The sequence below is a fragment of the Kosakonia oryzendophytica genome, from assembly GCF_027886705.1.
GTDB classification, from domain to species: domain Bacteria; phylum Pseudomonadota; class Gammaproteobacteria; order Enterobacterales; family Enterobacteriaceae; genus Kosakonia; species Kosakonia oryzendophytica.
On sequence record NZ_CP115659.1, the window covers coordinates 3,173,512 to 3,187,651 of the forward strand.

Annotated in this window: 10 protein-coding genes; 2 read left to right on the forward strand and 8 right to left on the reverse strand. The window is 55.7% G+C overall.

Annotated elements, in window-relative coordinates; translation table 11 throughout:
* Positions 1-9 precede the first annotated feature (9 nt).
* Both O9K67_RS15395 and putP read right to left on the reverse strand, forming a co-directional pair.
* Complete coding sequence (locus tag O9K67_RS15395) at positions 10-444, reverse strand: DUF3574 domain-containing protein (RefSeq protein ID WP_061494809.1); 435 nt, start codon at positions 442-444, stop codon at positions 10-12.
* Between the two features lie 100 nt (positions 445-544).
* Positions 545-2,053 carry a sodium/proline symporter PutP gene (putP, locus tag O9K67_RS15400; protein WP_061494808.1) on the reverse strand — a complete coding sequence of 503 codons (1,509 nt, stop codon included), beginning with the start codon at positions 2,051-2,053 and terminating at the stop codon, positions 545-547.
* A gap of 419 nt (positions 2,054-2,472) precedes the next feature.
* On the opposite strand from putP, the gene putA reads away from it, so the two are divergent.
* On the forward strand, positions 2,473-6,432 hold the full coding sequence (gene putA / locus O9K67_RS15405; RefSeq protein ID WP_271044603.1) for a trifunctional transcriptional regulator/proline dehydrogenase/L-glutamate gamma-semialdehyde dehydrogenase: 3,960 nt from the start codon (positions 2,473-2,475) through the stop codon (positions 6,430-6,432).
* A 74-nt stretch (positions 6,433-6,506) separates the two neighbouring features.
* Here the strand turns inward: putA and O9K67_RS15410 are convergent, their stop codons facing one another.
* From O9K67_RS15410 to O9K67_RS15435, 6 genes are all read right to left on the reverse strand, one after another.
* A complete protein-coding gene (locus tag O9K67_RS15410) occupies positions 6,507-7,109 on the reverse strand; it encodes a KpsF/GutQ family sugar-phosphate isomerase (protein ID WP_061494806.1) in 603 nt (200 codons plus the stop codon).
* Complete coding sequence (locus O9K67_RS15415) at positions 7,106-8,743, reverse strand: FGGY-family carbohydrate kinase (protein WP_061494805.1); 1,638 nt, start codon at positions 8,741-8,743, stop codon at positions 7,106-7,108. The genes O9K67_RS15410 and O9K67_RS15415 overlap by 4 nt, the downstream gene beginning before the upstream one ends.
* Positions 8,744-8,759: 16 nt before the next feature.
* Positions 8,760-9,713: an ABC transporter permease gene (locus O9K67_RS15420; protein WP_061494804.1), complete on the reverse strand. Its 954-nt coding sequence runs from the start codon at positions 9,711-9,713 to the stop codon at positions 8,760-8,762.
* Between the two features lies 1 nt (position 9,714).
* Complete coding sequence (locus tag O9K67_RS15425; protein WP_061494803.1) at positions 9,715-10,704, reverse strand: ABC transporter permease; 990 nt, start codon at positions 10,702-10,704, stop codon at positions 9,715-9,717.
* Complete coding sequence (locus tag O9K67_RS15430; protein WP_061494802.1) at positions 10,697-12,196, reverse strand: sugar ABC transporter ATP-binding protein; 1,500 nt, start codon at positions 12,194-12,196, stop codon at positions 10,697-10,699. Before O9K67_RS15430 ends, O9K67_RS15425 begins: the two co-directional genes overlap by 8 nt.
* Before the next feature lie 106 nt (positions 12,197-12,302).
* Entirely contained in the window at positions 12,303-13,286 is a 984-nt protein-coding gene (locus O9K67_RS15435; RefSeq protein ID WP_061494801.1) for an autoinducer 2 ABC transporter substrate-binding protein, read from the reverse strand.
* A 457-nt stretch (positions 13,287-13,743) separates the two neighbouring features.
* Here O9K67_RS15435 and O9K67_RS15440 point away from each other — a divergent pair, with 457 nt between their 5' ends.
* Entirely contained in the window at positions 13,744-14,139 is a 396-nt protein-coding gene (locus O9K67_RS15440; protein ID WP_061494800.1) for a lysozyme inhibitor LprI family protein, read from the forward strand.
* Position 14,140 lies beyond the last annotated feature (1 nt).

Genomic DNA, 14,140 nt, shown 5'->3' on the forward strand with positions numbered 1-14,140 from the left:
GGATTTTTATTAAAACTGAACGCAAACCGGCTGATCGACACGCATCACCGATTCCTGGGCAAAACGTGATTTGTAAATGCCGCGTAGCGCTTCGATTTTCGCCTCGCTTTGCGCATCAGTACCGTGGATCAGCATTAACGCTTTACTCTCTTCACGCGCGACCTTCCCGTCGTTGCCCAACCACTGTCCATGCGCATCAAATACCGTCAACCCCTCGCGAAAACGCGGCGTGACATCACCATCAACAAATTGCTGCCACTCCTGACCGGTGATCGCTTTCCCCGCCGGGCGACTTAAACCGAAATAGAGCGTCGTTTGCTGCATTTGGTTATCCGCTTTACAGCTTTGTATCGCCGCTGTAGCCACCGGTTTCGGTGCAGGTGCCACGCACCCAGCCAGTACACCCGCCATCACCAGTGCAGTGAATCCTGTCTTTAACTTCATGTTGCTATCCTCATTGTTATTTGTGGTGAGATATCAGCGTAATTACATTGCTTTAGCAATAAAAAAACCCGCCGAAGCGGGTTTTTTCGTGCAACCAGCGTTACTCCGCCTGTAAACGGGACGGCGGCGCAGAGCGGTAATGCGCGTCTGCTTCAGCAAAACGCTGCTGCATGGCCGCAGAAGGCGCTTTGCCCAACAGACTGAACACCACAATGCCGATGCTGCCGAAAATAAAGCCCGGGATGATTTCGTACAGACCCAGCCACGCATACTGTTTCCACACCAGCACCGTCACGGCGCCAATCACCATCCCCGCCAATGCACCGTTACGCGTCATACGCGGCCACATCACCGAGAACAGCACGACCGGGCCAAACGCAGCACCAAAGCCGGCCCAGGCATAGCTTACCAGTCCAAGTACACGGTTTTCCGGATTGGCTGCCAGCGCAATGGCAATCAACGCCACCAGCAGCACCATGGCACGCCCTACCCAAACCAGCTCAGTCTGGCTCGCGCCTTTACGCAGAAAAGCCTTGTAGAAATCTTCGGTAATCGCGCTTGAGCACACCAGCAGCTGGCAGCTTAGCGTCGACATCACCGCCGCGAGGATCGCCGACAACAGTACCCCCGCAATCCACGGGTTAAACAGCAACTGTGCCAGTTCAATAAACACACGTTCGGCGTTCTGATTCACCGCACCCGCGACAGACGGGTTGTTGCTGAAATAGGCAATACCGAAGAAGCCGACAGCAACCGCGCCGCCAAGGCACAGGATCATCCACGTCATGCTAATGCGACGGGCATGCACAATGGTGTGGTGGGAATCCGCCGCCATAAAGCGCGCCAGAATATGTGGTTGCCCGAAGTAGCCCAGGCCCCATCCCATCAGCGACAGAATAGCGACAAAATTTAACCCCTTGAGCATATCGACATTTTCAAGGCTTTTCTGTCTGATAACGTCCAGCGAGTCACCAAAACCGCCGACAGCAATAATCACAATGACCGGTGTCAGGATCAGGGCAAAAATCATCAAGCTGGCCTGCACCGTATCGGTCCAGCTAATCGCCAGGAAGCCGCCAATAAAGGTGTAGATGATTGTCGCTGCCGCGCCGGCCCACAGCGCCGTTTCGTAGCTCATGCCGAAGGTGCTTTCGAACAGACGCGCGCCCGCCACAATCCCGGACGCACAATAAATCGTGAAGAACACGAGGATCACCACCGCCGAAATAATACGCAGCAGGCGGCTTTTATCTTCAAAACGGCCAGTAAAATAATCCGGCAATGTCAGTGCGTTATTGTTTGCTTCGGTGTGAACACGCAGACGGCCTGCTACCAGTTTCCAGTTGATCCATGCGCCCAGGGTCAAGCCGATGGCAATCCAGCTTTCGGAAATACCGGAAATAAAAATCGCACCCGGCAAGCCCATCAGCAGCCAGCCGCTCATATCCGAGGCCCCGGCAGACAGCGCCGTCACCAGTGCCCCAAGGCGACGACCGCCGAGAATATAGTCGTCAAAGTTTTTCGTCGAACGCCAGGCGATGAACCCAATCAATATCATGCCAAAGATATAAATAAGAAAGGTCACCAGCATCGGTGTGCTAATTGCCATTAAAAGGTCTCCAGAATTCTTGTCGGCAACTGTCTTGTTTGCCGTTTTTATCCATCACCGGAACGGGGTGGTGGTGCGTACTTGTCGTTTGCGGCGACCGTATCCTGCCGGAAGGCTCGCTTATTCACAATTGTTTTAACACAGCATTTACATCAAATTCATCCTGTGCTTAATAAGATTTCGCGATAGGTTGCACTGTGTCACACTTTTCAAGGTTGCACCTTAAAAAAGTGTTACGCACCGCATAAAACCTGGGTCGACAGTAAAATCCTGGCCGCCATTCCCTGTTACTGGTAATTAACATTTCAGTCATTTTCTACGTTGCCAACCCGGTCACATTTAACAAGGTTGCACAAAGTTGCAACATGGTGGATATTTCAGCCTGAACCGCAAAACAACGTAAAAAACAGGAGCAAAGCATGGGCACCACCACCATGGGGGTCAAGCTTGATGACGCAACACGCGAAAGGATCAAAGCCGCAGCAGCCACTATTGACCGCACGCCGCACTGGCTGATTAAGCAAGCCATTTTCAATTACCTGGAAAAGCTGGAAAGCAATGAAGTGCTGCCTGAACTGGCCGGTGCACAAAGCAGTGGCGCGCAGGATGAAGAGCCGAACCTGGCCATGGACGAGAGCCACCAGCCGTTCCTTGACTTCGCCGAGCAGATCCTGCCGCAATCTGTTTCCCGAGCGGCCATTACCAGAGCCTGGCGCTGGGCGGAAACCGATGCCGTGCCAATGTTGCTGGAACAGGCCCGACTGCCGCAGCCGGTGGCCGAGAGAGCCCATAAACTCGCTTATCAGTTAGCCGAAAAACTCCGTAATCAGAAAACGGCATCCGGGCGTGCGGGTATGGTGCAAAGCCTGTTGCAAGAGTTCTCCCTCTCTTCACAAGAAGGTGTGGCGCTGATGTGCCTGGCTGAAGCGCTGTTACGTATTCCGGACAAAGCCACACGTGATGCACTGATCCGCGACAAAATCAGTAACGGTAACTGGCAATCCCATATCGGCCGCAGTCCATCGCTGTTCGTTAACGCCGCCACCTGGGGATTACTGTTTACCGGTCGTCTGGTCTCCACACATAACGAAGCCAACCTCTCCCACGCGTTGAACCGTATTATCGGCAAAAGCGGCGAGCCGCTGATCCGCAAAGGGGTTGATATGGCGATGCGTCTGATGGGTGAGCAATTTGTCACCGGTGAAACCATCGCTGAAGCGCTGGCGAATGCGCGAAAACTGGAAGAGAAAGGTTTCCGCTACTCCTACGACATGCTCGGCGAAGCCGCGCTGACCGCCGCCGATGCGCAGGCCTATATGGTCTCTTACCAGCAGGCGATTAACGCGATTGGAAAAGCCTCCAACGGACGCGGCATTTATGAAGGGCCGGGCATCTCCATTAAACTCTCCGCACTGCATCCGCGTTACAGCCGCGCGCAGTACGATCGGGTGATGGACGAACTTTACCCACGCCTGAAATCGCTGACACTGCTGGCGCGCCAGTATGATATTGGCATCAATATCGATGCCGAAGAGGCCGATCGTCTGGAAATCTCCCTCGATCTGCTGGAAAAACTCTGCTTTGAACCGGAACTGGCCGGCTGGAACGGCATCGGGTTCGTGATCCAGGCCTACCAGAAACGCTGCCCGTTTGTGATTGACTACCTGACAGATTTAGCCACCCGCAGCCGTCGCCGGTTGATGATCCGTCTGGTAAAAGGCGCTTACTGGGACAGTGAAATTAAGCGTGCGCAAATGGAAGGGCTGGAAGGTTATCCGGTCTACACCCGTAAGGTCTACACCGATGTTTCCTACCTCGCCTGCGCCAAGAAATTACTGGCGGTGCCGAACCTGATCTACCCTCAGTTCGCGACCCACAACGCCCATACGCTGGCGGCCATTTATCAACTGGCCGGGCAGAACTACTATCCTGGACAGTATGAGTTCCAGTGCCTGCATGGCATGGGGGAACCGCTCTACGAACAGGTGGTCGGTAAAGTAGCCGATGGCAAACTCAACCGCCCGTGCCGCATTTATGCCCCGGTCGGCACCCATGAAACGCTGCTAGCCTACCTGGTGCGCCGTCTGCTGGAAAACGGTGCCAACACCTCTTTTGTTAACCGCATTGCCGACAACACGCTGCCGCTGGACGCCCTGGTGGCGGATCCGGTCGCCGAAGTGGAAAAACTCGCCGCGCAGGAGGGCCTCGTCGGGCTGCCGCATCCGAAGATTGCCCTGCCCCGCGCCTTATATGGCGAAGGGCGGATCAACTCTGCCGGGCTGGATCTGGCGAATGAACACCGCCTGGCCTCTCTCTCCTCCGCGCTGCTCAACAGCGCCGCGCAAAAATGGTACGCCCGCCCGATGCTGGAACACACGATCACGGAGGGTGAACCGCAGCCAGTGATTAACCCGGCCGAGCCGAAAGATATTGTGGGTTACGTCGTTGAAGCCAGCGAAACCCACGTTAATCAGGCGCTGGAGAACGCCGTCAGCCATGCCCCCATCTGGTTTGCCACTCCGCCGCAGGAGCGCGCTGCCATTCTTGAGCGCGCAGCGGTACTGATGGAAGATCAGATGCAGCAGTTGATTGGCATCCTGGTGCGTGAATCCGGCAAAACCTTCAGTAATGCCATCGCCGAAGTACGTGAAGCTGTCGACTTCCTGCGCTACTACGCCGGGCAGGTGAACGTAGATTTCGACAACGAGACACACCGCCCGCTGGGGCCGGTGGTCTGCATCAGCCCGTGGAACTTCCCACTGGCCATCTTCACCGGGCAGATTGCCGCCGCACTGGCAGCCGGTAACAGCGTGCTGGCAAAACCGGCAGAACAAACCCCGTTGATCGCAGCGCAGGGTGTGGCGATCCTACTGGAAGCGGGTGTGCCTGCTGGCGTCCTGCAACTGCTGCCGGGGCGCGGCGAGACCGTTGGCGCTCAGCTCACTGCCGATACGCGGGTGCGCGGTGTCATGTTTACCGGTTCAACCGACGTCGCCACGCTGCTGCAACGCAATATCGCCACCCGCCTCGATGCACAAGGTCGCCCGACGCCACTGATTGCGGAAACCGGCGGCATGAACGCGATGATCGTTGACTCTTCAGCGCTCACGGAACAGGTGGTGATCGATGTGCTGGCTTCCGCGTTCGACAGTGCCGGTCAACGCTGCTCTGCCCTGCGCGTGCTCTGCCTGCAAGACGACATCGCCGACCATACGCTGACCATGCTGCGCGGTGCGATGGCGGAATGCCGGATGGGTAACCCCGGTCGTTTGACCACCGACATTGGGCCGGTGATTGATGCCGAGGCAAAAGAGAATATTGATAAACACATCCAGGCGATGCGGGCAAAAGGCCGCCCGGTATTCCAGGCGGTGCGTGAAAACAGTGAAGATGCCCGCGAATGGCGCACCGGCACCTTCGTTGCCCCCACGCTGATTGAGCTGGAGAGTTTTGACGAGCTGAAAAAAGAGATCTTCGGGCCGGTGCTGCATGTGGTGCGTTACCGCCGTCATCAGTTAGGGCAGTTGATCGACCAGATTAACGCTTCCGGCTACGGCCTGACTCTCGGAGTGCACACGCGTATTGATGAGACCATCGCCCAGGTCACAGGTAGCGCGCATGTCGGCAACCTCTATGTTAACCGCAATATGGTGGGCGCGGTGGTCGGCGTGCAGCCGTTTGGCGGTGAAGGCTTATCCGGAACCGGTCCAAAAGCCGGCGGGCCACTCTATCTCTACCGTTTACTGAGCCATCGCCCGGAAAATGCGGTACAGAAAACGCTGGCGCGCCATGATGCGCAGTTCCCGGTGGATGCTCAATTGAAGGCTGTGCTGGCGCAACCGTTGGAAGACCTGACCGCATGGGCAAAAGATCGGCCGGCGCTGCTACAACAGTGCCGCCAGTTTGGCGAGCTGGCGCAAACAGGCACACAACGTCTGTTACAAGGCCCGACCGGGGAGCGCAATAGCTGGACGCTGGCTCCACGCGAGCGGGTACTCTGCGTGGCGGATAACGAACAGGATGCGCTGGTGCAACTGGCGGCAGTGATCGCCTGTGGCAGCCAGTTGCTGTGGACGGACGATGCATTACACCGGGATCTGGCGAAATCACTGCCGGCAAGTGTCAGCCAGCGGATCCAGTTTGCCAAAGCGGACGTGCTGATGGCACAGGCCTTCGATGCCGTAATTTTCCACGGCGATTCCGATCAACTGATATCGTTGTGTGAAAACGTTGCCGCGCGTGACGGTGCGATCGTTTCGGTTCAGGGTTTTGCCCGCGGGGAAAACAATCTCCTGCTGGAGCGTCTGTGGGTTGAGCGTTCACTCAGCGTCAATACCGCCGCAGCCGGGGGCAATGCCAGTCTGATGACGATTGGTTAAACCCGGTGAAAAATGCCCGATGGCGCCGTGCTTATCGGGCATAGAGATCCTGGTTCCGCCACGAAAAAAGCGCCTTATGGCGCTTTTTTACTTAATGTTAACCCGACATCCCCGCCAGGGTGCACAGACAGCAGAGTCTCCTTTGAATAGCCGCTTTCGCGCATCAGGCAGGCGCAGGCGGCGTCAAAAATCGCCAGCACCAGCACAATGGAGGTGGTCGCCAGCATATTCAGCGGATCGATTTCCCGCTGCACACCGGTCGGGATCACCAGCCGGGCGGCCTGGGCAATGGCGGAGTCCGGGTTTTCTGTCACACTGATTAACGGCACGCCTCGCGCCGCAAGGCCCGGTAGCAAGCGTGTCAGCTCATCGGAATGACCACCGCGCGACAGCATAATCATCAGATCATTGCCGTCAAGAAAGCCCAAATCACCGTGCGCCGCGTCGGTCGCATTCAGGTATATCGCCGGGCGCTCAACACACGCCAGCATGTGCGCAATTTTGCGGGCGGCAATGCCGGATGTGCCCACGCCAGTCACCGCAATCTTGCCCCGGCAACCGCGCAGTTCCGCGATCAGTGCCTCCCATAATGCATCATTAAGGCGGCTGCTCAGCGCTGCCATCTCCTCGCTGTAGATGTGCCAGGCCGCACAGGCCTGGTGCCAGCCCGCGCTCATGCGCCCTCCTGCATCAGATTGCGGTACTTCATATGATCCTGATACATCTCGTGGAACACGGTGTATTTACGATCGTAGTACTGCTTAATACGGTTCGTTTGCGGCGTCACCGTTTTGCCAATGCGGCTCATCGCCGACATCGCTTCCGGGAAGCTATCAAACACCCCCGCCGCCACGGTCCCCATCATCGCGCCGCCCAACAGCATTGCCTCGCTCTCTTCCGGCAACAGCATGGCGCAACCGGTGGCGTTGGCATGCTCCTGCACAAAGATCGGGTTTTTGGTTCCGCCACCACTGGCCATCACCGTATCGATGTTGTACCCACTCTGGTTCATGGTTTCGATAATATGCCGGGTGCCCAGCGCAATCGCCTGGATGGTGGCCAGGTAGTGCAGCGCCATATCTTCCGGCGTGCGGGACAATTTCAACCCGCTAATGACGCCCGTTAGCGTCGGATTCGCACGCGGGGAACGGTTGCCGTGGAAATAGGGCAAGATATGAATATCGCGGGTCAGAAAAGCTATGTTCTCCGGCTCTCCCGCCATTTTACGCAGCAGCGCATTAAGCACTTCGTAAATCGTCTGCCCGTGCGTATTCGCCTGGGCGAGCAATGTTTCGTAGCACGGATGCGACTGAATGATATGATCGATCAACGCGCCCGTTGCCGACTGCCCACCTTCATTCAACCAATAATCCGGTAGCACGGCTGAGTAATACGGTCCCCATACACCGCCAATAAATCGCGGCTGCGGGGAGATAGCCATATGCCCGGTCGAGGTGCCGCCGATCAAGGCAATGCGCCTGTCGAAGTCCGCCACTTCGCCGGAAACACCGGATGCGCCCAGCGTACCCAGCGTGCCTGCGTGCGCATCAATAATCGATACGCTCACGGCTGTGCCGGGCATCAGCCCCATTTCTGTTGCCGCGCGTTGCGTCAGCCCACGCCCAAGGGGTTCACCCATGGTTTTCACGTAGCGGCCAATTTTCCCGGCGTCATGCTCCAGCAAGTCATCCAGCCCAATCTGGCGGAAGTAGCTGGTGTCCCACTTATCTTCGTGCCCCATATAGGTCCACTTACACACGGTTGAACAGAGCGAACGCGTATCGTCCCCTGTTGCCCGCCAGGTGAGAAAATCCGGAAGATCAAAGTAATAACCGGCATTGGCCCAGGTGTTCGGCATATGCTGTTTCAGCCATAGTAGCTTTGGCGTTTGCATCTCCGGCGAAATAATCCCTCCCACATAATCAAGTACCCGATGATGCGTGGCATTAATGCGGTCGGCCTGTGAAATCGCACGGTGATCCATCCACACAATAATGTTCTGTTCACTGCGCCCGGAGGGGCTGATGGTGAGTGGCTTGCCCTCTTTGTCGAGCACCACCAGCGAACAGGTGGCATCAAAACCGAGGCCTTTAACCTGAATGGGATTGATGTCAGCCTGGTTCACCGCATCGCGCACGGCATTGCAGACCGACTGCCAGATATTGTCAGAGGATTGTTCAACAAAGTCCGCCTGCGGACGATAGATCTCAATGGCCCGGCTCGCCTGGCTGACCATCCGACCGGTCAAATCGAATATCCCTGCGCGGGCGCTGCCGGTACCAACATCTACACCAATAAAATAGCTCGCCATTGTTTTTCTCCTGACATCAGGCTTTACGATTTTGTAATGCAATAAAGAGGATCAGCACCGCGCCCCAGAGCGCCATCGTCAGATAACTGCTGATGCCCAACAAGTTAAAGCCGCTTTCCAGCATTTGTAGCACCACCAGCGCCAGCACGAGGCCAAGCACGCGCCCAAAGCCACCGTCGGGGTTAATGCCGCCCAACACGGAAGCCAGAATGGTGACCAGAAGATAAGACTCGCCGTAACCCGCTTTGGCGGAGTTGAATTTCGCCATCATCAAGATGGCCGCCACCCACCCCAGTAAGGCAGAAATAACGTAAACGGCAATCTGCACTCGCACCGTATTGACGCCGCTGTAGCGTGTGGCTTGCTCGTTAGAGCCCACCAGGTAAAGGCTGCGGCCAAGCGTCGTGTGCTCCAATAAGACCCACATCAGCAGTGCCACAAAAATAAACAGCAGCAGCGCTACCGGAATGCCCAACAGCGTGGCATTGCCCAGGTACTGGATCGCGACCGGGAAACCGGAAATGACCGTACCGTTGGAGAGTAGAATATTCAGCCCGGAGATCAGCGTCATGGTGCCAAGCGTGGCAAGGATCGGTGAGACGCCAACTCCTGCGACCAACGCCCCGTTCAGTACGCCAATCGCCACCGCGACCAGCAGCCCGGTCAATAGCGCCAGCGCAACAAACAGCGGGTTATCCGGGTGACTGACAATCACCGCCGCCATCACCAGCGAACAGGCATTGGCCCCGGCGATAATCGATAAATTGATGCCACCCGTCAGCATAGTGATCCCCATTCCCAGCGCCAGCATGCCAAGAATGGGCAGTTGCGAGCCGATGGACTGGAAGTTGGCGATACTGAAAAAGCGGCTGCCAAGCAACGCAGAAAAAACCAGTGCCACCGCAATGATGATCACACACTGCAAACGAATGATGGCATCACCAGGCAAAATTCGGACGATGGATTTCATCTTAAAGCTCCCTTGCCAGTTTGCGTTTTTCGTTCCACGCGGTGGCACTAATGCTCACCAGGATGATCGCGCCGCTAAATACCGTATGCCAGTAAGAAGAGACGCCAAGCAGGGTTAAGCCATTCTGTAAAAAGGCCAGCAGGATCACCCCGAGCAGCGTACCGGTCAGCGTGCCGCGCCCGCCGCTCATACTGGTACCGCCGAGCACGACGGCTGCCAGCACGGTGAGTTCAAAACCAAGCAATGAATTGGGCGCGACTGACTGGGTGATCTGCGCCTGCACGACCGCCGCCACGCCAGCCAGGATCCCCATATAGCCATACACGTAAAGATGCAGTTTCCAGAGATTCAAGCCAAGGCGGGAAGCCGCATCGCGGTTGCCACCCATCGCATAAATCTGACGCCCAAGCCGGGTTGTGTTCATCAACACGGCGGTAAAAATAATCACCGCGCCGAGGCACAACAGCGGCAGCGTCAGGCCATAGTCGTAGCCATCCGCAGCGGTGAACGAGAACCAGTTGATCCCGTTCATAAACCAGTCCGGGAATCCATACAGCCAGGTGCCATTGGTGGCATAAACCAATAACCCGTAATAGACGTTAAGCGTGGCAATCGTGATGATGATGGCGGGCACGCGCAGCCACCAGACCAGCAAGCCGTTAAGTAACCCAAGCAGCAGACCCACACTCATGGATAACAGCAGCGCCAGCGCAAAATTGCCGCCGTGGGCAATAACCCAACTGGCCATCGCATACTGGGCGATGGCGGTCATGGCCGGAAACGAAATATCAATGCCACCGGAGATCAGCACCACAAACAGCCCGCAGGCCAGAATCCCGAGAATGGCATAGCTGGTGGCCACATCTGTCAGGTTACCCAACGAGAGGAATTCATCCGTTGCGCTACTCAGCCCGATAGCCAAGACCACTACCAGCAGACCAAGCCAAAATTCGTGTTGCCCGACGAGGCGAGCAAGGGCGGCATTACGCATTAACCACCTCCGCAATCTCCTGTTCTGTGCAGTGATGAGGGTTAAACTCCGCCACCAGTTCACCTTGACGCATTACCAACACGCGATGACTGTTGTAATACGCTTCGGGGATCTCATCGCAAATCATCAGCACTGCCATTCCCTGCTCCGCCAGTTGACGGGCGATCTGGTAAATTCCCTCTTTATTGGCGATATCCACCCCTACCGTCGGCGAGTCGAGAATTAAAATACGCGGTTGGGTCGCGACCCACTTGGCGATAGCAATACGCTGCGCATTGCCGCCGGAGAGCGTTTTAACCGGCAGTCGCGCATCGGAAACTTTAATATTCAGCTCGCGGATCAGGTCCGCCACCAGCCGTTGTGCTTTCGCATGGTCGAGCAAACCGCTACGGGTGTGGACTTTGTCGAAAACCGTAACGAGGGTGTTGTCATAAATGGATTGCTCCATAATCAGCCCCTGCGTTAACCGATCTTCCGAGACATAGCCAATACCGTGGCGGATCGCGTCGTGGTTATTGCGCAATTTCACAGGCTCACCGTTGATTAATATTTCGCCGTCCTCCGGGCGGGTCATACCAAACAGACTCATGCACAGCTCGGTGCGCCCGGCGCCCAATAGACCGACAATCGACACAATTTCACCACTGCGCAGTGTCAGGTTGATATTGCGGTATTTGCCTTTGCGGCTCAGATGGCGCAACTCCAGCATCGGCTGCTGTTCGACCGGCGGTTTTTCCGGCAACGGACTGTAGTGAAAGCGCTGTCCCGTCATCAGATACGCCAGTTCATTGCTATCCATCTCGCTGGCCGGCCAGGTGCCAATCAGTTTGCCGTCGCGCATCACGCTGATGCGATCGGCCACTTCCATCACTTCATCCAGGCGATGGCTGACAAAAACCACGCAAATCCCCGCCGTTTTCAGTTCGTTCACCACACGCAGCAGACCATTTACCTCCTGGCGTGTTAGCGAGGCAGTCGGCTCATCCATAATGACCAGCCGGGCATCGGCGGCAATCGCGCGACAAATCGCCACCAGTTGGCGGTCGGCGATGGAGAGTTTTTCCACTTTTTTATCCGGATCGAGGCGTACGCCAATACGCGCCATTGCCGCCTGGGCCTGCGCTCTCATCGCGCTGCGGTGCACCCAGAGATCGCCACCCGGCAGATAACGGTGGATGGCGATATTTTCCGCCACGCTGAAATTGGGGAATAACGAGAGATCCTGATAAATCACCTGAATGCCGTAATGTGCGGAAAGTTGCGGCGTCAGGTGATGAAACAGTTTGCCATCCAGCGCAATGCTGGCCCCTTTTTCCGGCTGATAAACGCCGGAGATCACTTTGATGAGGGTGCTTTTACCGCAGCCGTTTTGCCCCGCCAGGCAGTGAACTTCGCCTTTTTGTAGCGTCAGATTCACACTGTCCAGCGCCAGCACGCCGGGGAACTGCTTACTGATATTTTCAAGCGTGATAAATGCGGTAGTGTCTGTCATCGACGATACCTCTGCCAGCGCCCGGGGAGGACGCCATGGTTAAACCTACTGCGAAAAGAGCCGGCCTGGCGGCCGGGCTCCGATTCCCTGATGTGGCCTGAAAAACTCAGAAACCAAGTGATTGCGCGTTATCTTTCGTGACTTCGAGGATTTTGTTAAAGCGGATGACCTTTTTCTCATTATCCACATCGGCTTTACCCAGCCCGTCAATGGTCAGATCGGAGGTCACTTCTTTGCCCTTCAGCAGTTGGTCGGCAACCGTCACCAGTGCGAACCCGGCGTCACGAGGATCCCACAGCAGCGCTTTTTTGATATCGCCGCGCATCAGATACGGTGCCGCCTGGCCTGGCATGGCAATCCCTACCACCGCCAGTTTGTCTTTTGCCCGTTTTTTCTGCACCGCCTGCCCGGCACCAATCGGCCCAAGCGAACCGAAACCAATCACCCCTTTCATTTGCGGGTAGGTTTTCATCAGATCGAGTGTAGTGGCGTAGGATTTGTCGATGCTTTCCGCCACCGGCAGACGCGAGGTGACTTCAAACATGTCCGGGTATTTCTCTTTTTGATATTTGATGGCGTAATCGGCCCACGCGTTGTGCAGCGGCACGGTCAGCGAACCTACGTAGATGGCATACCCGCCTTTACCGCCCATCTCTTTCGCCAGCTCATCGACGTTGGCTTGCGCATATTTTTCGCTGTCGATGGTTTCAATATCCCACTGGCCTATTTGCTGATCCGGCGATTCGTGCGTCAGTACAACAATGCCTTTATCACGGGCTTTTTTCAGTACCGGTTCCAGTACTTTGGCATCGTTCGGCACCACGATAATGGCGTTGACGTTTTTGGCGATCAGATCTTCAATCACTTTCACCTGTTGCGCCGGATCCGGTGTGGAGGGCCCGGTCTGGTAAGCATGGACGTCCAGTTTTTTTGCCGCGTCATTGACGCCGGTTTCCATACGATTGAACCAGGGAATGCCGGTGACTTTCGCCACCACGGCGATTTCGTACTTTTCCGCGGCAACAGACTGGCCAGACACCATGCATGCAGAAATGAGGGCTGCGCTGAGTAATGCGAGTTTGAATTTCATAGTTGTACCTTTCTTGAGGACAGAGGAAAGTCGCGGAAAGGAGGTTAGCAACGAATGGAAGAGGCAAAATAACGTCAATAGTCAAAATGTGACCAACGCCCCAAAATGTTTATTTTTGGTAAAATTATAGTTAATTTTAAGTTAAAAATGACAATCATTCTGCCTCAAAGCCCAAAAGGCACGTTAAATAACTATCAAAAAATAACAATTAATTATCATTTTCTTATCATTTATTGCCATCTGGCTATAATCGCTTGTCCAATATATCCTCCTGCAGTGCAGGTAAATTTCTCATTTTGAGAACTGAAACGAGAAAGGTATATGGGCAGGGAAGGCACCAGGGCAATCGACTACGCAACAGAATGCGGCAATCACACGATAATGGTCATTCGGGTGACATTGGTGAGGGGCTATGCTAAGAAACGGCTGTAGTGAAATCGATAACAAGGGGAAGTTGATGAAACGTAGCATGCTGGCGCTGACGGCGCTGTTGCTAAGCAGTGCGGCATTGGCCGACGAGTGTGATAACGCCTCCACGCAATCCGAGCTGAACAGCTGTACCGCCAGTCAGTATCAGGCCGCGGATAAAAAACTGAATCAGACTTATCAGGACGCCCTCAAGCGCGCGACCCCACCGCAGGCAGCGCTGCTAAAAAAAGCACAGCAGACCTGGGTTAGCCTGCGCGACAGTGATTGCGCGTTTGTCAGTTCCGGCGTAGATGGCGGCAGCGTGCAGCCCATGGTGCAAAACCAGTGTCTGGCGGATAAAACCTCTGAGCGTGAGGCCTGGCTTGCTTCGCTGTTGCAGTGTGAAGAAGGCGACGTAAGCTGCCCACTACCGCCCGCACATTAAT